The 23,971-nt window shown below is 65.3% G+C and carries 23 protein-coding genes; 11 read left to right on the top strand and 12 right to left on the bottom strand.

Translation table 11 applies throughout. The annotated features are described in order from the left end of the window. Nucleotides 1-321 precede the first annotated feature (321 nt). Nucleotides 322-1,422, bottom strand: coding sequence for a DNA polymerase III subunit beta (gene dnaN / locus ACSBPQ_RS15625; RefSeq protein ID WP_442682979.1), 1,101 nt, complete (start codon nt 1,420-1,422; stop codon nt 322-324). Nucleotides 1,423-1,795: 373 nt separating this feature from the next. Next, nucleotides 1,796-3,124 (bottom strand): chromosomal replication initiator protein DnaA, encoded by a 1,329-nt coding sequence (dnaA, locus tag ACSBPQ_RS15620; protein ID WP_442682978.1) that lies wholly within the window; start codon nt 3,122-3,124, stop codon nt 1,796-1,798. A gap of 253 nt (nt 3,125-3,377) precedes the next feature. On the opposite strand from dnaA, the gene rpmH reads away from it, so the two are divergent. The 7 genes from rpmH to ACSBPQ_RS15585 all read left to right on the top strand — a co-directional run bounded on the left by rpmH (nt 3,378) and on the right by ACSBPQ_RS15585 (nt 10,615). Beyond that, nucleotides 3,378-3,518 carry a 50S ribosomal protein L34 gene (gene rpmH / locus ACSBPQ_RS15615; RefSeq protein WP_006404565.1) on the top strand — a complete coding sequence of 47 codons (141 nt, stop codon included), beginning with the start codon at nt 3,378-3,380 and terminating at the stop codon, nt 3,516-3,518. A 35-nt stretch (nt 3,519-3,553) separates the two neighbouring features. Next, nucleotides 3,554-3,997, top strand: coding sequence for a ribonuclease P protein component (gene rnpA / locus ACSBPQ_RS15610; RefSeq protein ID WP_442682977.1), 444 nt, complete (start codon nt 3,554-3,556; stop codon nt 3,995-3,997). Nucleotides 3,998-4,014: 17 nt separating this feature from the next. Beyond that, the gene (gene yidC, locus ACSBPQ_RS15605; protein WP_442682976.1) at nt 4,015-5,724 is read left to right on the top strand and encodes a membrane protein insertase YidC; all 1,710 of its coding nucleotides are present in this window, start codon (nt 4,015-4,017) and stop codon (nt 5,722-5,724) included. Between the two features lie 102 nt (nt 5,725-5,826). Beyond that, complete coding sequence (gene mnmE / locus ACSBPQ_RS15600; protein ID WP_442682975.1) at nt 5,827-7,176, top strand: tRNA uridine-5-carboxymethylaminomethyl(34) synthesis GTPase MnmE; 1,350 nt, start codon at nt 5,827-5,829, stop codon at nt 7,174-7,176. A gap of 60 nt (nt 7,177-7,236) precedes the next feature. Beyond that, the gene (locus ACSBPQ_RS15595) at nt 7,237-7,623 is read left to right on the top strand and encodes a VOC family protein (RefSeq protein WP_313173727.1); all 387 of its coding nucleotides are present in this window, start codon (nt 7,237-7,239) and stop codon (nt 7,621-7,623) included. A 213-nt stretch (nt 7,624-7,836) separates the two neighbouring features. Beyond that, a complete protein-coding gene (locus ACSBPQ_RS15590) occupies nt 7,837-9,453 on the top strand; it encodes an ATP-binding cassette domain-containing protein (RefSeq protein WP_313495442.1) in 1,617 nt (538 codons plus the stop codon). A gap of 127 nt (nt 9,454-9,580) precedes the next feature. Then, entirely contained in the window at nt 9,581-10,615 is a 1,035-nt protein-coding gene (locus ACSBPQ_RS15585) for a glycerophosphodiester phosphodiesterase (RefSeq protein WP_313495444.1), read from the top strand. A gap of 326 nt (nt 10,616-10,941) precedes the next feature. On the opposite strand, the gene ACSBPQ_RS15580 is transcribed toward ACSBPQ_RS15585, so the two are convergent. Next, nucleotides 10,942-11,730 carry a rhomboid family intramembrane serine protease gene (locus ACSBPQ_RS15580; protein WP_313173724.1) on the bottom strand — a complete coding sequence of 263 codons (789 nt, stop codon included), beginning with the start codon at nt 11,728-11,730 and terminating at the stop codon, nt 10,942-10,944. A gap of 96 nt (nt 11,731-11,826) precedes the next feature. Further along, nucleotides 11,827-12,786: a TerC family protein gene (locus tag ACSBPQ_RS15575; RefSeq protein WP_313173754.1), complete on the bottom strand. Its 960-nt coding sequence runs from the start codon at nt 12,784-12,786 to the stop codon at nt 11,827-11,829. A gap of 284 nt (nt 12,787-13,070) precedes the next feature. On the opposite strand from ACSBPQ_RS15575, the gene ACSBPQ_RS15570 reads away from it, so the two are divergent. Beyond that, entirely contained in the window at nt 13,071-14,240 is a 1,170-nt protein-coding gene (locus ACSBPQ_RS15570) for a class I SAM-dependent rRNA methyltransferase (RefSeq protein ID WP_313173723.1), read from the top strand. 140 nt (nt 14,241-14,380) lie between these two features. After that, entirely contained in the window at nt 14,381-15,622 is a 1,242-nt protein-coding gene (locus ACSBPQ_RS15565; protein ID WP_442682974.1) for a dipeptidase, read from the top strand. A gap of 104 nt (nt 15,623-15,726) precedes the next feature. On the opposite strand, the gene ACSBPQ_RS15560 is transcribed toward ACSBPQ_RS15565, so the two are convergent. From ACSBPQ_RS15560 to ACSBPQ_RS15545, 4 genes are all read right to left on the bottom strand, one after another. Then, nucleotides 15,727-17,160, bottom strand: coding sequence for an amino acid permease (locus ACSBPQ_RS15560; RefSeq protein ID WP_442682973.1), 1,434 nt, complete (start codon nt 17,158-17,160; stop codon nt 15,727-15,729). Nucleotides 17,161-17,345: 185 nt separating this feature from the next. Next, on the bottom strand, nt 17,346-17,705 hold the full coding sequence (locus ACSBPQ_RS15555) for a DUF488 domain-containing protein (RefSeq protein WP_442682972.1): 360 nt from the start codon (nt 17,703-17,705) through the stop codon (nt 17,346-17,348). Between the two features lie 31 nt (nt 17,706-17,736). Then, nucleotides 17,737-18,363, bottom strand: a complete 627-nt coding sequence (gene leuE, locus ACSBPQ_RS15550) for a leucine efflux protein LeuE (protein ID WP_442682971.1) — start codon at nt 18,361-18,363, stop codon at nt 17,737-17,739. Nucleotides 18,364-18,384: 21 nt separating this feature from the next. After that, on the bottom strand, nt 18,385-18,930 hold the full coding sequence (locus ACSBPQ_RS15545) for a nucleoside 2-deoxyribosyltransferase domain-containing protein (RefSeq protein WP_442682970.1): 546 nt from the start codon (nt 18,928-18,930) through the stop codon (nt 18,385-18,387). 80 nt (nt 18,931-19,010) lie between these two features. Here ACSBPQ_RS15545 and rmuC point away from each other — a divergent pair, with 80 nt between their 5' ends. Next, the gene (gene rmuC / locus ACSBPQ_RS15540) at nt 19,011-20,567 is read left to right on the top strand and encodes a DNA recombination protein RmuC (RefSeq protein ID WP_442682969.1); all 1,557 of its coding nucleotides are present in this window, start codon (nt 19,011-19,013) and stop codon (nt 20,565-20,567) included. A gap of 146 nt (nt 20,568-20,713) precedes the next feature. Then, nucleotides 20,714-21,259 (top strand): glutathione peroxidase, encoded by a 546-nt coding sequence (locus tag ACSBPQ_RS15535; RefSeq protein WP_442682968.1) that lies wholly within the window; start codon nt 20,714-20,716, stop codon nt 21,257-21,259. Nucleotides 21,260-21,427: 168 nt separating this feature from the next. Here ACSBPQ_RS15535 and ACSBPQ_RS15530 read toward each other — a convergent pair whose 3' ends face one another. The 4 genes from ACSBPQ_RS15530 to mlaD are packed head-to-tail and all read right to left on the bottom strand — an operon-like array spanning nt 21,428 to nt 23,912. Continuing rightward, a complete protein-coding gene (locus tag ACSBPQ_RS15530) occupies nt 21,428-22,420 on the bottom strand; it encodes an MlaA family lipoprotein (RefSeq protein ID WP_442682967.1) in 993 nt (330 codons plus the stop codon). Between the two features lies 1 nt (nt 22,421). Continuing rightward, nucleotides 22,422-22,730: an STAS domain-containing protein gene (locus tag ACSBPQ_RS15525; protein ID WP_442682966.1), complete on the bottom strand. Its 309-nt coding sequence runs from the start codon at nt 22,728-22,730 to the stop codon at nt 22,422-22,424. Then, nucleotides 22,720-23,388, bottom strand: coding sequence for an MlaC/ttg2D family ABC transporter substrate-binding protein (locus tag ACSBPQ_RS15520; RefSeq protein ID WP_442682965.1), 669 nt, complete (start codon nt 23,386-23,388; stop codon nt 22,720-22,722). Before ACSBPQ_RS15520 ends, ACSBPQ_RS15525 begins: the two co-directional genes overlap by 11 nt. Further along, entirely contained in the window at nt 23,385-23,912 is a 528-nt protein-coding gene (gene mlaD, locus ACSBPQ_RS15515) for an outer membrane lipid asymmetry maintenance protein MlaD (RefSeq protein ID WP_442682964.1), read from the bottom strand. Before mlaD ends, ACSBPQ_RS15520 begins: the two co-directional genes overlap by 4 nt. Nucleotides 23,913-23,971 lie beyond the last annotated feature (59 nt).

The following is a 23,971-nucleotide window of genomic DNA, read 5'->3' as shown; positions in this document are numbered from 1 at the left end:
GGCGTTATGATTCAACCGGGGACGCCTGCTTCAGGTCTGTGCACCGCGATGAAGTAAACAGCCTCATGCTCCGGTACGAATGTGAGCCTGCATCCTGCAAAGCAGGTCTCCACTCAGGCTCGTTTGCAGCTTCAGCTGTTGTAGCGTTGGCCGGGACCCCTCCGGAATTCTGTTGATGCCGCAAACGCTCCCGGAGATCCGCAGGTCAGGATGCGGGTGCGCCGAACGGATCCTGTTTCAGGTTTCACGTGGAACCCCAGAACCCGGAAAACAAAAAGCCCGGCAACGGCCGGGCTCGGTGTGTTCCACGTGGAACGTGGGTTACAGGCGCAGCGGCATCACCACATGACGCGATTTCTCGCTGCCGGCTTCGCGCACCAGTGCAGAGGAGTTGGAGTCGCGCAGCTGGATGACCACATGCTCTTCGCGCAATGCAGACAGGGCATCCAGCAGGTAGTTGACGTTGAAGCCGATGGCCAGATCGCTGACCTGGGTATCGGCCTCGATTTCTTCCTGCGCCTCTTCCTGCTCCGGATTGTGCGCGCTGATTTTCAGCTGCCCCGGACTCACTTCCACGCGCACGCCACGGTATTTCTCGTTGGACAGGATCGCCGCCCGCTGCAACGAGGCACGCAGGCTTTCACGTTCCACCTTCACTTCGCGATCGGCGCCGATCGGAATCACCGCTTCGTAATCAGGGAAGCGGCCGTCGATCAGCTTGGAAGTGAAAGTGACATCGTCACGCTTCACGCGTACGTGGCTGCGGCCGACTTCCAGCTCCACTTCGCGTTCGCCGCCTTCCAGCAGGCGCTGCAGTTCGGTCACGCCTTTGCGCGGCACGATGATCTGGCGCTTGGCGCCATTGCTGTTTTCCAGCGCGGTTTCACACAGCGCCAGACGGTGGCCGTCGGTGGCCACACAGCGCAGCGTCTTGTCGCGCAGGTCGAACAGCAGACCGTTGAGGTAATAACGCACGTCCTGCTGTGCCATCGCGAATGCGGTGCGCTCGATCAATTCCTTCAGGGCCGCTTCCGGAACGGCGACACGCTCGGTGGCTTCGACTTCATCCACGGACGGAAAGTCGTTGGCCGGCAGGGTGGCCAGGGTGAAGCGGCTGCGCCCGGCCTGGACGGTGATCTTCTCGCCCGTCTGCGAGACGGTAATGCGGCTGCCATCGGGCAGGGCACGGATGATCTCGAACAGTTTGCGTGCCGGAATCGTGGTTTCTCCGTCCTGCGCATCGTCAACCGCGATACGGGAGACCATTTCCACTTCCAGATCGGTGCCGGTCAACGCCAGCTGGCCGTCCTGCACCTGGACCAGGAAATTGGCCAGAACCGGTAATGTCTGGCGGCGTTCGACCACGTTGACGACCTGGGTCAACGGCTTGAGAAAGGCTTCGCGCTGCAATGTGAAACGCATGTGGTTTCGTGCCCCTATGCTTTAAAGATGTGGTTTAAATCAAAAGCTTGGTGGTGCTGGTAGAGCCAGATTTCGTTTAAAACACACCTAAGTGTTTGTTATTGAAGGGTTTTTGTTGAATGAAACCCTCTGCATTACTGACCCCGAACTGGGGGATGAACCTGTGGATAGATTTCAGGCCCGGACAACCGGCGATTCTATCCACAGACTTTCCCGCGCTTACCCCCGAATGATGCACCGTTTTGTGCGATGACGCCTCCACTGTCTCGGGGCATCATGGCCACACTTCCAGCAACGGCATGAGGGCAGGGACCCGCGATGAAACAGCTGCTCGACCAGCGCAGGCAGGGCGCCTGCGCTTTCTGCCGCCGGTCTACTCGCTGAGCTTGCGGATGAGCTTGTCCCAGTCCTCGCGCAGCTTGCCGTCGGTTTCCATCAGATGCTTGATCTGGCGGACCGCGTGCAACACCGTGGTGTGGTCACGGCCGGCAAAGGCATCGCCGATCTCCGGCAGGCTGTGCTCGGTCAGCTCCTTGGTCAGCGCCATCGCCACCTGCCGCGGCCGCGCCAGCGAGCGGGTGCGGCGCTTGGACAGCAGATCTTTCATCTGCAGCCCGTAGTAGTCGCCGACCACTTTCTGGATGTTGGGAATGCTGATCGCCTGCTGCTGGGCACGCAGCAGGTCGCGCAGGGTTTCCTGGGCAAAATCGGTGGTGATAGCGCGGCCGGTGAAGTTGGCACGGGCGGTGAGGGTGTTGAGCGCACCTTCCAGATCACGGACGTTGGAGCGCATCTTCTTGGCGATCAGGAAAGCGACATCATCAGGGATTTCTGCACCACGTTCGCGAGCTTTTGCCAGCACGATCGCGGCACGGGTCTCGAAGTCGGGTGGCTCGATCGCCACCGACAGGCCCCACGCCAGGCGGGATTTCAGCCTCGCCTCCAGCCCTTCGACCTCGCGCGGATAGCGGTCGCAGGTCAGGATGATCTGCTGCTTGCCGTCGAACAGCGCATTGAAGGTGTGGAAGAACTCCTCCTGGGTGCGGTCCTTGCCGGCGAAGAACTGGATGTCATCGATCAGCAGCGCGTCCACCTGCTGGAACTGGCGCTTGAACTGGTCCATGGTTTTTTCCTGAAGCGCCCGGATCATCGCGCTGAAGAACTGTTCCGAACGCAGGTACAGCACCTTGGCGGCCGGATTGGCCTGGCGCATCGCGTTGCCGGCGGCAAACATCAGGTGGGTCTTGCCCAGGCCAGTGCCGCCGTACAGCAGCAGCGGGTTGTGCGCGCGGTCGCCCGGCTTCTGCGCGGCCTGGAAGGCGGCGGCCAGCCCGAGCTGGTTGCTGCGGCCTTCGACGAAATTGGCGAAGGTGTAGTGCGAATCCATGTTGCCGTTGAACGGCACCACCGGCGCGGCCGGAGCCACTGCACCGGCAGAGGGGACGACCGGCGCCGGTTCCGGCGCGCGCGGGCGTGAACCGATCTCCAGCACCACATCGCCAAAACCGGCGAAATAGGTCAGCAGTTCGATGATGCGGGCCAGGTAGCGCTCGCGCACCTGGTCGACAATGAAGGCATTGGGGGCGTACAGCACAAGGCTGTCGGCACGCTGGTCGGCCTGCAGCGGCTTCAACCAGGTGTGGACATCTTCCGGCGGGAATTCCGCCTCCAGACGTTCAAGACAAAGGGACCAGGCATCCATCAAAAATAACCGTCAAAGGCTTGCAGGCCGGGCGCGGGAAGGCGCCGGACCACAGGCCGGAAAGGGGGGAAGTGGAGCCGGCAGACTACCACTGCGGGACCTGCGCGGGAATGCTTGCCGCGTATTTATTCACAGCTCCATCCACAGGATGTGCACCGGCCTGTGAACGTCCGCTGTTGCCGGGAGTTGACGTACGGGGGGCGGGCTCTATAGAATTTCCGGTTCTTTCCGTCTCATTCATACAGGTGCCCCCATGGCCACCAAGCGCACGTTCCAACCCAGCAACCTCAAGCGCAAGCGCGACCACGGCTTCCGTGCTCGTATGAAGACCGCCGACGGTCGCAAGATCCTGTCGCGTCGTCGTGCCAAGGGCCGCAAAGTCCTCAGCGCTTGATTGCGTTGCCGCCTGAGGCGGCAAATGCAACACCGATGATCAGCACCGAATTCCCGCGCAAGCGATTTCCTCGCTCTGCGCGGGTTCGCACGCGCGCCGAATATACATCGGTCTTCAACGGCGCCCGCCGTGTATCCGACCCTCTGATGACGCTGCACTGGCTGAAAGCGGCTACCCCCGCGCGGCTGGGCATGGCGGTGTCACGCAAGGTCGATACGCGGGCGGTCGGCCGTAACCGCATCAAGCGTGTGTTGCGCAATGCAACACGCCACCTTTTGCCGTGCCTGGCCGGTGGCGATTACGTGATCGTCGCCCGTTCGGCGGCCAAAGCCGCCAGCAATCAACAGGTCCAGGAGGCGTTCGAGCGCCTGCTGCGCCGTGCCGGCGCATTGCCCCCGGTGGACGCGAACGGCACAATGCCGCCGCACAAGGGTGCTGTCGCCCTTCCTTTGAACGCGCCGGAAGCACCTTCCGGCTGAGCTGAGCCTGCCTGCTGATGAACCAGACCCGTGTATTCCTGATTTTCGCCTGGCTGATGGTGGCCGTGCTGCTGTGGATGGAATGGGGTCGCGAGAAGGCGGCGCCGGATCCGGCTGCCGTGGCGGCAACCCAGCCGGCGGTGCCGGTGGCCGATGATGCCGATCTGGCAACGCCGGTGGCCGGCAATGTGCCGCAGGCCAGTGTGCCAGGGGCCGCGCCGGCGATGACGTCCGCGGTGACCAGCGAAGGTGCACCGGCCGCGCCGCGCGTGACCGTCACCACCGACGTGCTCAAGCTGGTGCTCGATGGCCGCAGCGTGCTGGACGCGGACCTGCTGCAGTTCCCGCAGACCAAGGCCGCCGGCAGCCCGCCGGTGCAGCTGCTGACCGAAGATCCCGCACACCCGTACAGCGCTACCGCCGGCTGGGTCAGCCAGGGCAACTCCGCGGTTCCCGGTGCCAGCGGGTTCCAGCCGGCCACCGCGGTGACCGACGTCGTGCTGGCCGAGGGTCAGGACCAGGTGCAGGTGCCGTTCGTGTGGAATGGCCCCGATGGCATCAGCATCAACCGCACCTACACCTTCAAGCGCGGCGATTACGCCATCAGTGTGAAGGATGAGGTCAGCAACGCCGGCAGCGCGCCGTGGCAGGCCTATGTGTTCCGCAAGCTGGATCGCGTGCCGCCGGTGATCAGTCGCGGCATGACCAACCCGGATTCCTTCAGTTTCAACGGCGCCACCTGGTACAGCCCGGAAAACGGCTACCAGCGTCGCGCGTTCGACGACTATCTGGAGGATGGCAATCTCAACCAGACCATCACCGGTGGCTGGGCGGCGATGCTGCAGCACCATTTCTTCACCGCATGGATCCCGCAGGCCGACCAGTCGGCGCTGTACCTGCTGGCGCAGAACGGGCCGCGCAACAGCGTGGAAACCCGTGGACCGGGCTTCACTGTGGCACCGGGGCAGAAGGTCAGCACCGAGGCACGCCTGTGGGTCGGGCCGAAGCTGGTCAACCAGATCGCCAAGGAAGACGTGAAGGGCCTGGACCGCGTGGTCGACTACAGCCGTTTCTCGCTGATGGCGATCATCGGCCAGGGCCTGTTCTGGGTGATGAACCAGGTGCACAAGGTGGTCGGCAACTGGGGCTGGGCGATCATCGGCCTGGTGATCCTGCTCAAGCTGGCGCTGTTCCCGCTGGCCAACGCGCAGTTCAAGTCGCAGGCCAAGATGCGCAAGTTCCAGCCGCGCATCGCCCAGCTGAAGGAGCGCTACGGCGACGACAAGCAGAAGTTCCAGGTCGCCATGATGGAGCTGTACAAGAAGGAGAAGATCAATCCGCTGGGCGGCTGCCTGCCGCTGCTGATCCAGATGCCGATCTTCTTCGCGCTGTACTGGGTGCTGGTGGAATCGGTGGAGCTGCGCCAGGCGCCGTGGATGGGCTGGATCCAGGACCTGACCGCGCGTGACCCGTACTTCATCCTGCCGGTGCTGAACATGGCGGTGATGTGGTTCACGCAGAAGCTGACCCCGGCCGTGGGCATGGACCCGATGCAGCAGAAGATGATGCAGCTGATGCCGCTGGTGTTCGGCGTGATGACGGCCTTCATGCCGTCCGGTCTGGTGCTGTACTGGGTGGTCAACGCCGGCCTGAGTCTGGCCCAGCAGTGGTGGATGATCCAGAAGCATGGCCAGGACACCCCGGCCAAGACGATCGAGGCCAAGTAAACCTCAAAAGCCCGCCGCAAGGCGGGCTTTTCGTATCGGCCGCTAGAATTCCCGCCACCGCCTTTCCCGCCAGTACCGCAGCCTTCCCCTGTACAGATCGCCATGAGTCCTACGAATACCCGCGAAACCATTGTTGCCATCGCCAGCGGTGCTGCTGCCGGCGGTGTGGGCATGTTGCGGATTTCCGGCCCGCAGTCGCGGCGCATTGCCGTTGGGCTGGGGTGTCCACAACTGGAACCGAGGCACGCGCACTACGCGAAATTCCACGCTGACGATGGCGAGGTGATCGATGACGGCATCGCTCTGTATTTCCCCGGCCCGCGCAGTTTTACCGGCGAGGACGTGGTGGAACTGCAGGGTCACGGCAGCCCGGTGGTGCTGCGGCAATTGCTGGCCCGCTGCATCGAACTGGGCGCGCGCCAGGCCCGCGCTGGTGAGTTCAGCGAGCGCGCCTTCCTCAACGGCAAGCTCGACCTGGCCCAGGCCGAAGCCATCGCCGACCTGATCGCCGCTGGCGACGTACGCGCCGCGCGTGCCGCGCGGCGTTCGCTGGACGGCGTGTTCTCACGCCGGGTGGAAGAGGTGGGCGAGCAACTGGTGCGGCTGCGCATCCACGTCGAAGCGGCCATCGACTTCGCCGACGAGCCGCTGGACACGCTGGGCGGTGCGCAGGTGCGCGCCGGCATCGAGCAGGCCAAGGCCTTGCTGGCCCAGCTGCGCATCGACGCCGAACGCGGCCGCAAGCTGCGCGATGGCCTGCACGCGGTGCTGATCGGCCCCCCCAATGCCGGCAAGAGCTCGCTGCTCAATGCCTTGGCCGGCAGCGAGCGCGCCATCGTCACCGATATCGCCGGCACCACCCGCGACACCTTGCGTGAGACCATCCGCATCGACGGCCTGGAGCTGGAGCTGGTCGACACCGCCGGCCTGCGCGAAGGCGGTGACGCCATCGAACGCGAAGGCATGCGCCGCGCCCGCGCCGAGATGCAGCGCGCCGACCTGGCCATCGTCGTGCTCGATGCCCGCGATCCGGAGGCGGGCAGGGCCGCGATTGGCGATGCCGCAGCACAGGCTGCCCGCCAGCTGTGGATCTACAACAAATGCGATCTGCTGCCGGACTGGCCGCAGGCGCTGGACGCCGACAGCATCGCCCTGTCCGCCGCCAATGGTGTGGGCCTGGAGCAGCTGCATGCGCGCCTGCGCGATATCGCCAGCGATGGCGCAGGCGAGGGCATGCAGGGCGAGTTCTCCGCGCGCCTGCGCCATGTCGAAGCGCTGGCCCTGGCCAGCGAACACCTCGACGCGGCCGATGGGCAATTGCACTACGACCAGCTGGAACTGGCCGCCGAGGAACTGCGGCTGGCGCATGATGCGCTCGGCGAAATCACCGGCCGCATGACCGCCGACGACCTGCTGGGCAGGATTTTCTCGAGCTTCTGCATCGGCAAATAATGCCGCTGTGGAGCCATCGGCCCGCAGGGGCCAGCCAACGCAATAGTCAGGAGGTAGTTGATGTTTTCGCACATCGTGGTGGGGGCAAATGACATCGAGGCATCCAAGGCGTTCTATGACGCGCTGCTGTCCACGCTCGGCGCAAAGCCGGGTTTCGTCGATCCCAAGGGCAACGTGGTGTACCGCCATGGCGGCGCGCTGCTGATCGTCGGCCATCCGCGCAACGGCGAGCCCGCAACGCACGCCAATGGCGGCACCATCGGCTTCAGCTGCGCCTCGCCGGAGGTGGTCGAGGCCTGGCATGCGGCAGGTGTTGGCAACGGTGGTGTGAGCGTGGAAGACCCGCCGGGACCGCGGCAAAGCCCATTCGGCCCACTCTACCTCGCGTATCTGCGCGATCCGGCCGGTAACAAGCTGTGTGCCACGCACCGTGCGGCCCAGGCCTGAGCATCAGCTTTCCCCACAGCGGCGGCGCGGACCACTACGCGCCGCCGGTTACTGACAGTTCTGTTTGCCGCCGTTAGGCTAGGCCCTGTTACGGGATCCCCCCGCCAACGGAGTCAGTCCAATGCGCCATTGATGCCACCGTCTTGATGACGGTCCCTACCAGTCCCTGCTGCCGCTGGCGGCCGGGTGCTTCGGGCATCGATGGAATACCGCATGACCAACTCAATTTCCGTGACGCTGGATGGCGTCGCGTGGCACACGCCCGATGGGCGCAGCCTGTTCTCCAACCTCACCGCACAGTTCGATGACCGGCCCACCGGTCTGGTCGGCCGCAACGGCGTGGGCAAATCCGTACTCGCGCAGATACTGGCTGGATTGCGTCAGCCCAGTGCCGGGCATTGCCGTCGCATCGGTGAGGCCTACTACCTCGCACAGCAGGTACAGCCACGAGCAGGACAGCGTGTAGCCGAACTCGCGGCTGTGGATAAGCGTGTGGATGCATTGCGCAGGATTGAAGCCGGAAGCACGCAGCAAGCGGATTTCGACGCGATTGGCGAGCAATGGAGCCTGTGCGAAACCCTGCAGCAGGCCTTGGCTGATGCTGGCTTGCACGGCGTTGATGCCGATACACCTGTGGATAAGCTCAGTGGCGGGCAATGCATGCGCGTCGCTTTGGTGGGTGCGTTGCTGCAGCCGGTGGAGTGGCTGATCCTCGACGAACCCAGCAATCATCTCGATCACGCAGGCCGGCACTGGTTGGCCGAGCAGCTGCGCGCGAGAAAGCAGGGCCTGATCCTGGTCAGCCATGACCGGCTGCTGTTGCAACAGGTGGAGCGCATCGTCGAACTGTCGCCGCAGGGGCTGCGCAGCTACGGCGGCAACCATGCCTTTTATGCACAGGCGCGCGCTGGCGAACGTGCCGCAGCCGAAGCTTTGTTGCAGCAACGCCGGCATGAGCGGCGCAAGGGCGAGCAGGTTCTGCGCGATCAACGGCAGCGGTTGGAACAACGCAGCGCGCGCGGCAACCGCGAGGCCGCCAACGCCAATCAGGCGCCGATCCTGCTTGGCTTGCAGCGGCAACGTGCCGAAGCCAGCCTCGGCAAGGCACGCGCGCAGCTGGATCAGCGGCAGGTGCAGCTGCACGACGCCGTGCGCGAGGCACAGGCCGACAGCGAAGCCGCCGCCCCGGTGTTGCTGGTCCCAAATGTGCAAACCAGCGGGCCGGAGTGGGTGGTGCGTTCCAGCGGACTGCAGCTGCCGCATGTGGCACCGGCGCTGCGCGCGCTGGACTTCAACCTGCGCCGTGGCGAACGCGTTGCCATCACCGGTGCCAACGGTGTGGGTAAGTCGACATTGCTGAAGGTGTTGGCAGGACAGCTGCCAGTGCGGGCTGGCAAGGTGAGCGTGCAGGTACCTGCTGCCTTGCTGGATCAGCAGCTGCAGCTGCTACCCGCGCACAGCAGCGTGCTGGACGCCTTGCGTCTGCGTAATCCAGCCATGGCCGAGGGCGAGTTGCGTGGCCGGCTGGCCCTGCTTGGCCTGGATGCAAACCACGTACAGATGCCTTCTGGCCTGCTCAGCGGCGGGCAGCGACTGAAAGCCGGCCTGGCCTGCGCGCTGTATGCCGATCCACCGGCACAGCTGCTGTTGCTGGACGAACCCGGCAATCACCTGGACCTGGATGCGCTGGCGGCTCTGGAAGACCTGTTGCGCCAATACCAGGGCAGCCTGTTGCTGGTCTCGCATGACGAGGCACTGCTGCAGGCCATCGGCATCACCGCGCGCCTGCAGGCCGACGCGGATGGCTGGCAGTGGCAACGCAATCAGTGACGCGGTGTTCTTACGCGCGTCACATGCAGCCGTCATGCTGCGCGCCTTGTTTTCGATTGGAGTAGTGACGGTGCGAAGCTGGGCCTGGTTGATGGCGGTGGGGGTTGGCGTGGCATGCTGTTGGGCAATGGACAGCTCAGCCGCGCAGACTTATCCCCAGGTTTCGGTGTACGCGCACCGTGGTGCCAGCGCACTGCTGCCCGAGCACACCCTGGCCGCTTATGCACAGGCCATCAGCGACGGCGCCGATTACATCGAGCCGGACCTGGTGATGAGCAAGGACGGGGTGATGCTGGCCCGGCACGAGAACGAGATTGGCTCGACCACCGATGTCGCCAGCCACCCCGAGTTCGCCAGCCGCCGCACCCGCAAGCTGATCGACGGCCAGCAGGTCGAAGGCTGGTTCACCGAAGACTTCACCGTCGCCGAGCTGAAGACGCTGTACGCGCGTGAGCGCCTGCCGCAGATCCGCGGCACCGCCTTCGACGGACAGTTCCGCATTGCCACCCTGGACGAGATCATCAGCTTCCTGGTGCAGCAGGCCGGGCGTGCCAACCGCGGTATCGGCCTGGCGCCGGAGATCAAGCACGGCAGCTACTTCAAGAGCATCGGCCTGCCGATGGAAGACAAGCTGCTGGCCAGTCTGCAGGGCAACAGCTACACCAAGGTCGCGCCGATCCTGCTGCAGTCCTTCGAGACGGCCAACCTGCGCCAGATCCGCAGCAAGCTCGGCAAGGACAGCAATATCCGCCTGCTGCAGTTGCTCGATTCCAGCGACGAGAAGCCGGCTGACATTGCCTTGGCCGGTGGCAGCCTGACTTATGCACAGATGATGACGCCAGCCGGCCTGCGCGATATCGCCGGCTATGCCGACGCAATCGGCGTAGAACGGCGCGCGCTGGTGCCGCTGGACGCGCAGGGCAAGTTGGCCGCACCCACCGCTCTGATCGGCGACGCGCATGCCGCCGGCCTACAGGTAGTGGCCTACAGCTTCCGCCCGGAAAACCCGTTCCTGCCACCGGCATTGCGCCAAGGGGCGGAGAATGCGCGCAATCCGGAAGCCTCGGTGGCCGAGATCCGCGCCTATCTGCAGGCGGGTATTGATGCGTTCTTCACCGATGATCCGGCGCTGGGACGACGGGCGGTGGATGGCGGTTCTTAAAAGCTGAAGAGCGACCCCTCCCCAACCCGTCCGGCCCGAAGGCACAGCCTTCGGTCGTTCATCAGGCCGCGCGCCAATGGCGCGCAAGCAGGCCTTCTTCACCCCCTTGGCTGCGCCAAAGGGAGGGAGCCAAGCGGCTGCCTTGCATGCTGTCAGTCGCCAAGAACCGCCCCCTCCCTTTGGCGTAGCCAAGGGGAGGGCTGGGGAGGGGTTGGCTTTTAGGCCTTTCAAGCATCGGCAGCTTCGCGGCTGATGCCGGCCCAGCAGGTTGATGGATTGCTGGTAGAGCCTCTGCCGAGCATGGCTCGGCACTACCGCTTCTGCTCTTAGGACGGTTCGTTCGAATCCCGGCGTCGCAGCGGCACCACTACCTCATAGTCACGGCCTTCGCGCGGCTGCCACAGCACCGGCACCTGGCCCGGTGCGGGCGGTTCCAGTTCGTTGTCGGCTTCGGCCAGCTGCTCGGCGTCTTCCTCGTCTTCCCAGCTGTAGCGCTTGCGCTCAGCGCGCGGGTCGGCGTTGCGGAACAGCAGCGCGGCGATCACGCCGGCGGCGGCACCGCCCATATGTGACTGCCAGGACACGCCCGGCTCATGCGGCAGGATGGTGATCAGCATGCTGCCGTAGAACAGGAAGCCGATCAGGCTGGCGGCAATTGCCGGCCGGTCGCGCCGCAGCAGGCCGAGCACGAACACCAGGAACATCAGGCCGTGGGTCAGGCCGCTGGCACCGAGATGGCGGCTGCCGGCCTCGCCCAGCATCCACGCGCCCAGGCCGGAACCTATCCACAGCAAGGGCAGGGCACGCAGGGTGGCTTTGGGATAAACACTGCCAGCCAACGTACCAAGAATAAGCAGGGCGACCGCGTTGGCGCCCAGGTGTTCGATCGACCCATGCAGCAGGGGCGCGCCAAGCAGGCCGGCCAGACCGCTGGCTTCCAGCGGCGCTACCGCCCACGGCCGCCAATCCCAGCCGCTGCTCTGCAGGGCGAACATCGCCACCAGCAGCAGGACGAAGCCCAGGCTGATGTTGAACGCGCGCAGCACCCGGCTGCGGTCGTTGCGGGCGACGGTGGCCGGCGTGTCGCCGGTATCGGGCAGAGTTGGCGTGTCCATGTTCAAGGGATTGCGGCGCCTTGGGCGAAAGCCAAGGGCGCCGCGCTTGGGATCTGGCGTGCCACCGGCGGGACAATCCCGCCGGTGGTGCTGACATCAGGCCTTGTGTCCGCCCTTCGGCGGGATCTTCAGGCTCAGGATCACCGTGGCCACCAGGATCGCGGCCACCACACCCAGCGAAACCGGGACCGGGATCTTGAAGATGTCGATCAGCAGCATCTTGGTACCGATGAAGGCCAGGATGACGGCCAGGCCGTAGGGCAACAGGTGGAAACGGTCGGCCATGCCGGCCAGCAGGAAGAACATCGCGCGCAGGCCCAGCACCGCGAACACGTTCGAGGTCAGCACGATGAACGGGTCGGTGGTAATGGCGAAGATGGCCGGGATCGAGTCCACCGCGAAGATCACGTCAGTGACCGCGATCAGGATCAGCACCACGAACATCGGGGTGAACCAGCGCACGCCGTCCTTCTCGGCGACCAGGCGGTTGCCGTTGTACTCGTGGGTGATACGCAGGTGCTTGCGCATGAACTTCAGCGCCGGGTTGTTATCCAGGCTGGGCTCCTCGCTGGCGGCGAACCACATCTTCCAGCCGGTGTAGAGCAGGAAGGCGCCGAACACGTAGAGCAGCCAATGGAACTGGGTAACCAGCACGGAACCGGCGAAGATCATGATCGTACGCAGCACGATCGCGCCCAGAATGCCGATGATCAGTACACGCTGGCGCTGCGTCTCGGGCACCGCGAAGTAGCCCATGATCAGCAGGAACACGAAGATATTGTCGACCGCCAGCGCCTTCTCGATCAGGTAGCCGGTCAGGAATTGCAGACCCACTTCATTGGCAACGGCCGCGCCTGCGGTCTCATGCAGGTAGTACCAGAGGCCGGCATTGAAGGCCAAGGCCAGCGCCACCCAGCCCAGTGACCAGTAGATGGCCTCCTTGAAGGTGACTTTGTGCGGACCACCGTGGCGCATCAGCACCAGGTCGATCAACAGCGCGGCAATGACGACGACGATGAAGCCGCCCCACAGCCAAGGATTACCAATTGTCTGCATCATGATGAAATTCCGGTCGTGAACGGGGGTATCTCGGAACCACAAAGGCCAAGAGCTGGACACGGAATCGGGGAGACCGGGGACAGAGCTTCGCCAATGCGGCGAAGGTCTTGCTCACAGTCCCGATGGGCGGGACTGCCGTTGCACCGGAGTCTTGCGACTCGAATTGACGGCGACAACGTCTGGGAGCTACTCCCCTTCTGGGGCGAATAGTGCGGCCTGTGCCCATTACAGTCAATGAATACGCTGCAGGCAGGGGGCAGCGCCCGGCTACAATAGCGGCCATGAATACCCCACTCCCCGTCGTACGCCTGAAGAACGCGTGGCGCTCCAGCCACCCGTGGATTTTCCAGAAACTGGTCGAAAAGCCGACCGTCAAGCCCAAGTCCGGCACCATCGTCGATGTGGTCGGCGTGGACGGCGAGTGGATTGGCCGCGGCTTCTACAACGGCCACTCGCGCATCGCCGTGCGCATCCTGGAAACCAACCCGGACGTGGCGGTGGACCAGGCCTGGTTCGCGCAGAAGCTGGCGCAGGCGGTGTCGCTGCGTCGTGACGTGCTGAAGCTGGACGCCATCTCCAATGCCTGGCGCGTTGTCCACAGCGAAGGCGACGGCCTGTCCGGCCTGGTGGTGGACCGCTATGACGACCTGCTGGTGGTGGAATTCTTCGCCGCCGGCATGTTCCGCCACCGCGAATGGATCTACGAGGCGCTGCGTGACCTGTTCCCGGGCTGCCGCTTCCACAGCTTCGCCGACGAACACGTGCAGAAGCAGGAAAGCTTCGATTTCCACGGCAACACCACCACCGAACCGGCCGTGATCACCGAGTACGGCATCAAGTTCCGCGCCGACCCGGCCGGCGCGCACAAGACCGGTTTCTTCGCCGACCAGCGCGAGAACCGTGAGTGGTTGAGCCAGCAGGTGGAAGGCAAGAGCGTGCTCGACCTGTGCTGCAACACCGGTGGCTTCGCGGTGTATGCCGCAGCGCGCGGTGCCGCCGAGGTGCTGGGCGTGGACATCGACCAGGACGTGATCCACATTGCCAAGGGCAATGCGCGTTTGAACAACGCCAAGCCCAAGTTCGTGCAGGCCGACATCTTCCCGTGGCTGCGTGATGCGGCCAACCGTGGCGACCAGTACGACGTGGTGATCCTGGACCCGGCCAAGATGACCCGCGACCGCGACCAGGTGATCACCGCGCTGAAGAAGTACCTGGACATGAACAAGCTGGCCTTGGGCGTGGTCAAGCCTGGCGGCCTGTTCGCCACCTTCTCCTGCACCGGCCTGGTGGCCGAGGACCAGTTCCTCGACATGCTGCGCCGTGCCGCGTACTTCTCCGGCCGCACCATCCAGATCCTGAAGGTAGCCGGTGCCGGCCCGGACCATCCGTTCATGGCCCACGTGCAGGAATCGCGTTACCTCAAGGCGGTGTTCTGCCGCGTGCTGGACTGAGCCGCGCTTGCCCCGGCGGCGTGGCTGCCGCCGGTTGGCACAGGTGTCCGCGTAGCGTCGTGCGTCCTGTGCCGTCTGTCACTGGCTGCCGGCGGTGCCGCGGCGTTAAGGTCGGGCCTTTCCGTTCAAGGTGAGGCCCCATGACCCTGCGTCCCCTGTCCCTGCTGGTGTCCTTGTCGCTGTGCTGGCCGTTGGCGGCGTCGGCGGTGGAGTTCAATGCGGCCGAAATGGCCAAGGCCGCGGCGCTGCAGCAGAAACTGCTGGCACTGGATTCGCACCTGGACACGCCGGCCAATTTCGGCCGCGCCGGTTTCGACATCATGCAGCGCCATGAGCACAACGCGCTGTCACAGGTGGACTATCCACGCATGGTCGAAGGTGCGCTCGATGGCGGATTTTTCGCCATCTACACCGACCAGGGCGACCGCAGCCCGGCCGCCCACCTCTTCGAGCGTGACCACGGCCTGCAGCGGCTGATGGAAATCCATCAAATGCTGGCCGCCAACCCGGAAAAATTCGCGCTGGCACTGACCGCCGATGATGCGGCGCGGATCAAGGCCGCCGGCAAGCGCGTGGTCTACATCAGCATGGAGAACGCCAGCCCGCTGGTGGCCGATCCGTCGCTGTTGAGCTTCTACCACCGGGCCGGCCTGCGGATGCTGTCGCCGGTGCATTTCGCCAACAACGAATTCGCCGATTCGGGCACCGACCCGAAGGGTGCCGAATGGAACGGACTGAGTGCGGCCGGCAAGGCCTTGGTCGAGGATGCGGTACGGCTGGGCATCGTCATCGACCAGTCGCACGCTTCCGACGCCGTGTTCGATGACCTGGTCCAGATGCTGCCGGTGCCGTTCGTGCTCTCGCACAGCTCGGCCAAGGCGATCTACGACCATCCGCGCAACCTCGATGATGCGCGCCTGCGCCAACTGGCGACCAAGGGCGGGGTGATCCAGGCCAATGCCTATGGCGGCTATCTGGTCGACGAGGGCAAGAGCGCCGAGCGCCAGCAGGCCGAGGAGGCGCTGGAGGCGCGGCTCGGCGGCTGGGACAACATGAGCATCGCCAACGGTGTGGAACTGGCCAAGGGCCTGGCCGCGCTGGACAGCCAGTATCCGCAGCGCAAGGCGACGCTGGAGGACTTCTTCGCACACCTGGGCCATCTGCTCGATGTGGTCGGCCCGGAACATGTCGGCATCGGCATGGACTGGGACGGCGGTGGCGGCGTGGCCGGGATGGAGGATGCCAGCGACCTGCCGAAGATCACCGCATGGCTGCAGCGCCGTGGCCTGAGCGATGCGCAGATCGCCAATATCTGGAGCGGCAACGTGCTGCGGGTGATGCGTCAGGTGCAGGACTACGCGGCCAGCAGCAGCGGCAAATAACCTATCAGGCGCGGGCACTACCCGATCCCGCGCAGGTGGCAGACGCAGCAACAGAAAAGGCGGGCTTGATGCCCGCCTTTTCTGTTGTCCACAAACGCTGCGGATTACTGCTTTCCCAGTACCGCGTTGCGGCGGCTGTAGAGCACATAGACCACCAGCCCGAACAGGTTCCACAGCAGGAACCACAACTGGGTGCTGCTGGGCAGGCTGAAGAACAGGTAGATGCAGCCGCCGATCGCGACCGGGCCGATGAGCCAGGCCAGCGGTGCGCGGAACTTGCGCTCGCGCGCCGGCTCACGCTTGCGCAGCACCAGCAGGCACAGGCCCACCGCGGTGAACGCGGCCAGCGTGCCGGCATTGGCCAGCGCCGCGATTTCATCCAGCCGCGCCACGCCGGCCATTGCCGCCACCAGCACCGCGGTGAACAGGGTGATGGTCACCGGGGTGCCGGTACGCTTGTTCACCAGCGACAGACTGCGCGGCAGCAGGCCATCGCGCGACATCACGAAGAAGATGCGGCTCTGGCCATAGAAGAACGCCAGCAGCACGGTCGGCAACGCGATGATGGCGACCACGCCGATCACCAGCGCCGCAGTGCCGTGACCCAGTTCGCGCATGATCAGCGCCAGCGGCTCGGGGCTTTTGCCGAACACCGTGTAGCTCATCGCACCGACGGCGGCCAGCGCCACTAGCAGGTAGATGATGGTGCAGCCGACCATCGAGCCGACGATGCCGATGGACAGGTCGCGCTTGGGGTTCTTGGTTTCCTCGGCGGCGGTGGAGATCGCGTCGAAACCGTAGAAGGCGAAGAAGATGATCGCCGCCGCCGCCATCACCCCGCGCTCGACGCCATCGGCACTGAGCGATTTGGGAAAACCGTAGGGCATGAACGGTTGCAGGTTCTCGAGGTTGAACGCCGGCAACGCCACGGCCACGAACACCCCCAGCGCCACCAGCTTGAGCACCACCAGCACCGCGTTGAGGGTGGCGCTTTCACGGGTGCCGGCGATCAGCATGCCGGCCACCAGGAAGGTGATGACGATGGCCGGCACATTGAGGAAACCGCCTTCCACGTGCGGGCCGGCGGCCAGCACCTGCGGCAGCATCACGTTCCAGCCGAAGGTGGTGTGCAGCCACTCCAGGAAGCCGACGAAATAGCCGGACCAGCCGACCGCGACGGTACTCACCACCAGCGAATATTCCAGGATCAGGCTCCAGCCCACCACCCAGGCAATGGTCTCGCCCAGCGCGCTGTAGCTGTAGGTGTAGGCGCTGCCGGCGGCGGGCATCATCGTCGACAGTTCGGCATAGGCCAGCGCCGCGCAGGCGCAGATCATGCCGGCGATGATGAAGGACAGCAGCACCGCCGGGCCGGCCTTGTCCGCGCCCACGCCGATCAGGGTGTAGATGCCGGTGCCGACGATGGCACCAATGCCCAGCGCGATCAGGTGGGGCCAGCTCAGGCTCGGGATCAGCCGGCGGCCTTCCTCGTGTTCGGTGAGCTGGTCGATGGATTTGCGCCGGAGCCAGGACTGCATGCGGACCTCACGGGTCAGGAGATTCGGGAAAGGCGCCGAGTGTCGCCGAACGCAGCGCAGCAAAGCCAGAACAAACCCTGGTGGCGCAGGTGTTTGGCGGCAGGGGTTGTTGCAGCTGCCGGATCCGGCACAACACTGGCGACAGCTGCCGCGCGGCAGTGTCCCGTGCTGTATCCGGGGGGCGCTCAGTGCCTGCGCCGCGGATGCGCCAGCAGGTATTCGCGCAGTGCCAGTGCCTGGTTGTGTGCGGTATCGCGCGCGCCGTACACCAGCGTCACCGTGCCGCTGTCCAGGGCGTCACGCAGCGGCGCCAGCACCTGCGGCTGCGCGGCCAGCTCCTGCCAATAGCGCTGGCGGAATTCGTCCCAGCGCTCGGCGCGGTGGTCGAACCACCGCCGCAGCTCGTTGCTGGGCGCCACCTCCTTGAGCCATTGCGCCTGCAGCTGTTCATGGCTGACGCCGCGAGGCCACAGCTGGTCGACCAGGAAACGCCGGCCGTCGCCGGTATCGGCCGGTTGATACGCCCGCTTGCAGTGGATCCGCATGTCGCCGCCTCCCTCGAGGATGCCGGCAGGCTCAGCCTTCCAGGCCCAGCCGGACACCGAACACGATCAAGCATACGCCCACCATGCGACGCAGCCACACGCCCACGCGCGGGTAGCCTGCCAGTCGCCGGGCGATGAACTGGCCAGCGAAGATCAGCACCGAGCACCAGCCGATGCTCAACAGCGCGATCAGCCCCGCCATCGTCATCAGGGTCAGTGCGCCGCGCTGCCGCGCCGGATCGATGAACAGGGGGAAGAAGGCCATGTAGAACAGGATCGCCTTCGGATTCAGCACGCCCACCAGCAGCGCCTGCCGGAACCAGCGGCGGCCGTACTGCACGGTGCCGCTGCCGTGGCTGCCTGCGCCCGGCTCGCGCAGCAGGTTGATGCCCACCCACACCAGATAGGCCGCACCGACATAGCGCAGGCCGGCGAACAGCAGCGGATGCGCCTGCAGCAGCGCGGCCACACCGGTGGCGGCGATCGCGATCAGGATCTGGTCGCCCAGCATCAGCCCGGCCAGCGTCGCGTAGCCGGCCCGCACACCGCCGCGCGCGCTGGCGGTGAGCAGGGTGAAGGTGCCCGGACCGGGCAGCATCAGGAACAGGATGACGGCCACCACGAAGGTGCCCAGGTCGGTGATGCCCATCCACGGCATGGCGGTTATTCCGGGCTGGGGTCAGGGTGCGCGCGGTGCGGCGATGCGCTGTTTCACCATGGAGATCAGCGCCGCCAGGTCGTCATGGCGCGGCACCCCGTAATGATCGGCGGTTATGTCCAGGTTGTCCTTGCGCCAGAAGCCGCCCGGCGCGGCCACCAGCAGCTTGCCCGAGCGCGCGTACAGGCCGAACTCCAGCAGCGTGATCGGGCTCTGCGTGCCCGGCGCGAAGTACATCAGCACGATGTCGGCCCGCTCCAGCGCCGCCAGCTCCCATTCCACCTGGCGGCGGAACCCGGGCTCGTCGGCCTCGGCGCGCCAGGCCGGGTCCCAGTCGGCGCGGCGCGGGTTGAGCAGCAGCACGCCTTCCTCGGCCAGCGCGGCCTGTACCTGCTGCTGCCAGTCGCCGGCTTTGCCCATCTCGATGCTGCCGGCCAGGAACACCTTCAGCCGGGTGTCGCCGGCGGGAACCGGCGCGGGCGAGGTGATGGTCTGCGACGGGGCGGCGATCGTGGTGAACGGGCACACGGCCAGCAGGCCGGACAACAGAAGCGACAACGACTTCATGGCGGGATACAGCGGGTGGGGGCGCACATGATCGCAGATGCGGCGCAGCCACTGAGACCGGCATGGCTACACTTTGCGCCATGCAAACCGAAATCCTGATCCTGGCCGCGCTGACGCTGGCCGCCGTTATCGCCCTTCTGGTGCTTCTGTTCCGCCGTAGCGGCGGTGCAGGACAAACAGATGCCCTCAATCGCGAACTGGAGGTCGAGCGCCAACGCACGACCGCAGCAGCCGTGGAAGCCGGACAGTTGCGTGGTCGCTTGGAGTCGCTGGTCTCCGAGCTCGATCACGAGCGCAGCCAGCAGGCCGAGCAGCAACGCTTTCTGTTGGCACTGAACCAACGCATCGAGCGCGAAGCTGTATCGGTGGCGGAGCTGGAGGCCAAGCTGTTTGAACGCGACCAGGCGCTTGCCGAGGTGCGCCGCAAAAATGCGGACTTGATAGCAACTTCGGAGCAGCAACGAGATGAGCTGCAGAAAGTGCAGACCGAGAACTCGCGTCTACATGCCGAGCTGCTGCATGCGCGCCATGCACAGGAGGAACTGCGTAGCTGGGTGGGTTCGGCAAAGGAAAACCTTTCCAGCGCGTTCACCGAACTGGCTGGCAAGGTGTTCGAGGAGCGCGGTCAGCAGTTTGAAAAAAACGTGCGTATGGCCACGGGGCAATCGCGCGTTGATCTTGAAGCCATGCTCAAGCCGTTCTCGGAAAAGCTCGGCGAGTTTCGTCAGCGTGTGGACACGTTGTACAACGACGAAGCACGTGATCGTGCCAGCCTGCTTGGTGCGGTGGGCGAGCTGAAGACCTTGAACCAGGACATGGCGCAGCAGGCCGCCGCGCTGACCAGCGCGCTCAAGGGCAGTGCAAAGGTACGCGGTGATTGGGGTGAGCTGATGCTCGACAACGTGTTGCGTGGCTCGGGTCTGGAAGAGGGCGTGCACTACGAGAGGCAGACCCACGTTACCAATGACGATGGTGACAGCCTGCGTCCTGACGTGGTGGTGCGTTTCCCGGACCAGCGCAGTGTCGTCATCGACAGCAAGGTCAACCTTATCGCGTGGCAGGAGGCGATGAACTCAAGTTCACCAGAGCAGCAGGAAGATGCATTGCGTCGCCACGCTGTGGCACTGCGCCAGCACGTCAAGGACCTGGGTGACAAAAACTACCCCAAAGCGCTGGGCGGTGATGCGCTGGATGTAACCATCGCCTTTGTTCCGATCGAAGGTGCGTTGTCCGCGGCACTGGGGGCAGATATGGATCTGCAGTCTTTTGCCTTCGACCGCCGGGTGGTGTTTGCGTCTCCCAACACACTGATGGCGCTGCTGCGGGTAACCGAGCGCCTCTGGACACGCGACAAGGTACAACGTCAGGCGCTGGAGATCAGCGATACCGGTGGCAAGGTGCTGGATGCAATGGCTGCTTTTCTGGTCGATTTCGAAGCGGTCGGTAAAAAGCTCGACGAGGCCCATCAATCCTTCGGCAAGGCCCGCAACCGGCTCACCGATTCCCCGCAATCGCTGTCCAGCCGGGCTCGGCGTCTGGCCGAACTGGGTGCCAAGGCTAAAAAGGCGCTACCGCCGGAACTGCAGCCAGACACCATCCGCGGTCTGGCTGACGAAAGCGGACAACCGGCTGGCTGAGCAGCGTTTGTGCATCGCCCGATCGTGCTGGAGCGGATAGGGTCATGCGTGGATAACGGCGCGGAAGATTCCCTTGAAACCAGCGATGTCTGAGCCGGCAACTGCCGGTTTATGCTTGCGCTCCCTTCCCCCGATCAGGAACCGCCATGACCGCTTCCGTGTATGACATCCCGCTGACCACCATCGACGGCGCTCCGGCTTCGCTGGGCGACTACCGCGGCAAGGTGCTGCTGGTGGTCAATACCGCCTCCAAGTGCGGCCTGACCCCGCAGTACGAAGGTCTGCAGAAGCTCTACTGCGAAAAGAACGCCGCCGGCCTGGAGGTGCTGGGCTTCCCGGCCAACAACTTCAACGGCCAGGAGCCGGGCAGCGAGGAGGAGATCAAGCAGTTCTGCACGTTGACCTACGACGTGAGCTTTCCGATGTTCACCAAGATCAGCGTGGCCGGCGACGACATCCATCCGCTGTACCGGCAGCTCACCGCCGCGCAGCCGGTGGCCACCGGTGAAGGCCCGATGCGCGAGAAGCTGGCCGGCTTCAACATCCCGACCAACCCGGCGCCGGCCATCCTGTGGAATTTCGAGAAGTTCCTGATCGGCAAGGACGGCACCGTCATCGCCCGTTTCGCACCGGATACCGCTGCCGACGATGCCGGCCTGCGGGCGGCGATCGATGCCGCACTGGCAGCCTGAGTCCACACGGTTCCGCCCGCCGCAGCGCAAGCGGCGATGCGGAACGTTGCGGGGTGTCCGGTCCTTGTGGTGATCCGGTCAGCTCCGTGCTGTCCGGCGGGGAAGGCTTTCGCGGAACAGACAAAAGCCCGGGATTTCCCGGGCTTTTGCATTGCAACAGCGGCAGGCTCAACCGCCCCAGTCGGGCATCGGCATCGCATCGACCGGGATCGTCGGCTGCTCGTCTTCCCCGTCATCCCGGCGGTCGCGACGCAGGTCCCGTTCGATCTGGTAGGTGCGCCGCTGCAGCCACGCATCACGGGTGAGCGAGTATTCGTCGACGGCGCTGTCGCGCAGCGAATCCAACGCCAGCAGCTGCGCACGCATGTCCACCAGCTGCAGCCCCTGCAGGCCGATGCGGACCTTGTCCGACTCGATCGTGCGGACCGGAGACAGCGGGATGTCGCCGGCCAGGCCGAACACGTCGCGCACGGTGCGCGGGCCGAAGAACGGCAGTTCGACATAGCGCGAGCGGCGCCAGCCCCATACGCCCAGGGTCTGGCCGAAGTCCTCGTTGCGCTTGGGCACCATCGCCTTGCTGGCCGGGTCGAACAGGCCGCCGATGCCGAAGGTGGAGTTCATCAGGAAGCGCCCGAGCGTGTCCCAGGCATCGTCGGCATGGCCCTGCAGCAGCTGGTTGACCAGGGTCAACGGCGAGCGCAGGTTGCTGAAGAAGTTGCTCACCCCGGTGCGGGCGAACCGCGGCACCACGTTGACGTAGGCGGTGGCGATCGGCCGCGCCACGGCGCGGTCCACCGCCATGTTGAAGCTGTGCACGCGGCGGTTGTACTTCTCCCACGGGTCGTGGCCCGTTGCCGGGTTGCCGGTATCCCCGTCGGCAGTGGGGACCGTGCCGCCGTACAGTGCGGCGAAATCATCTTCGGCGTCGGTGGGTACGGCTGCGTCGCTGTCGCTGGCGTCCGTGGGAACCTGGACTGCGGTGGCTTCCGGGGAAGTGACGGCGGGCGTGTGTTCCTCGACCGTATCCGGCAGCTGCGGCGCGCTCGCGGCCGGTGGCACCACGGCAACGGTGGCCGGGGCCTCGACGCGTGCGTTCTTGCCGGCACAGCCGGCGAGGATCGCGCAGCAGGCCAGGAGGGTGAGGAGGCGTAGCGGGTTCATGTCAGGACTCGGCCGGTGAAGTGTTGAAATCCAGGTCCGGTGCCAGCCGGTAGGCCGCGCGCAGCTCCGCCAGATCGGCGGGGTCACCGAGGATGTCACCACCGCCGTTGGCGCGCAGCCGCGCGGCGACCTCGGCCAGCAGCGCCAGGCCGGCGCTGTCGACACGCTCCAGCGCCTGCAGGTCGAGCTGGCGCAAGGGGCCGAGGCTTTTTGCCAGCTGCGGCCACAGCGCTACCACCGCATCGCGGTCGAGCACGCCGGCCAGATGCAGGGTGCCGTTCTCGATGCGGGAGGTGGCATCACTTGCCATCGGGAACCGGTCCGGCGGCAGGCTGCAGATTGCCGCTGCGCAGGTCCGCGGCGACCTGCTTGATCGACTTCTGCCGCAGCGGGGTGTCGAACTGGTTCTTGAAGGTCTGCACGTAGGAGATGCCTTCGATCATCACGTCGAAGATCTTCCACTGGCCGTCGATATTGCGCATCAGGTATTCGACCGGAGTCGGCTCGCTGCCGGCGCGCACCAGCTCGGTGGAGACCTTGACGCCGCGGTTGCCCGGCAGCGCGCTCTCGCTCTTGTAGCGGAAGCGCGGCTTGCCCTGGATATCCAGCAGGGTGGAACCGTAACGCGCCATCAGGTTGTCGGCCATCGCGTCGGCGAACAGCTGCACATCGGCATCGGCCGCACCCCGGCCATGCACGCCCAGCACCAGCCGCGCGGCGTAGTTGCGGTCGAAGCCCCGGCTGAGCTCGCTGTCGATGAAACCGCGCAGTGCCGCCGGATTGGCGCGGAACTCGGCGCGACGGCTTTCCAGCGTGGTCAGGATGCGGGTGCTCGAATCCAGCACGGTGCGGGCGGCGGCCGATGGCTGCGCGGCGCTCGCGGCCGGTCGCGCCTGTGCCATCAGCTCGGACGGCGTGGTGGCCAGCAGGGCCGAAGCGAGCACGGCGGTAAGCAGTTTCACTTTCATGGTTGCGGTTCCGTTGCGGGCGCGTCGGCGCCTGTGGAGTCGTTGTCGCTGGCGCCGGAGGCTGCACCGCCGCCGCTGAACATGTACTTGCCGACCAGCTGGATCAGGTCCACCGCCGGCTGGGTGAAGACGATCTCGTCGCCGGACTGGAGCACGTCCGGATCGCCGCCCGGCTGCAGGCCGATATAGCTTTCGCCCAGCAGGCCGCTGGTGAAGATGCCGGCCGAGGTATCGGCGGGCAGGTCCTTGAACTTGCCATCCAGCGCCAGGGTGACGATGGAGTCGTATTTAACCGGGTCCAGCTGAATATCAGCCACTTGGCCGATGGTCACCCCGCCGACCTTCACTGGCGCCTGTTTGCGCAGCTGGCCAATCTGGCTGAAACGGGCGGTCAGCACGTAGTCGCCACCGCCGATGCCGAAGCGCTGGTTGGTGGAAGCCACCGCCAGCACCAGCAGCGAGGCCAGCGCCAGCAGCAGGAACGCGCCGACGGAAAATTCGAGTCTGGGTCCACGGATGGCCATGTTGTTGTCTCACTCCTGATCCAGCAGGGGCTTCGCCTGGCGAAGCGGGTGGTTCGGTT

This window comes from Stenotrophomonas sp. JC08 (assembly GCF_052180205.1).
Taxonomy (GTDB): Bacteria; Pseudomonadota; Gammaproteobacteria; order Xanthomonadales; family Xanthomonadaceae; genus Stenotrophomonas.
This window is presented reverse-complemented; position numbering and strand designations above follow the sequence as displayed.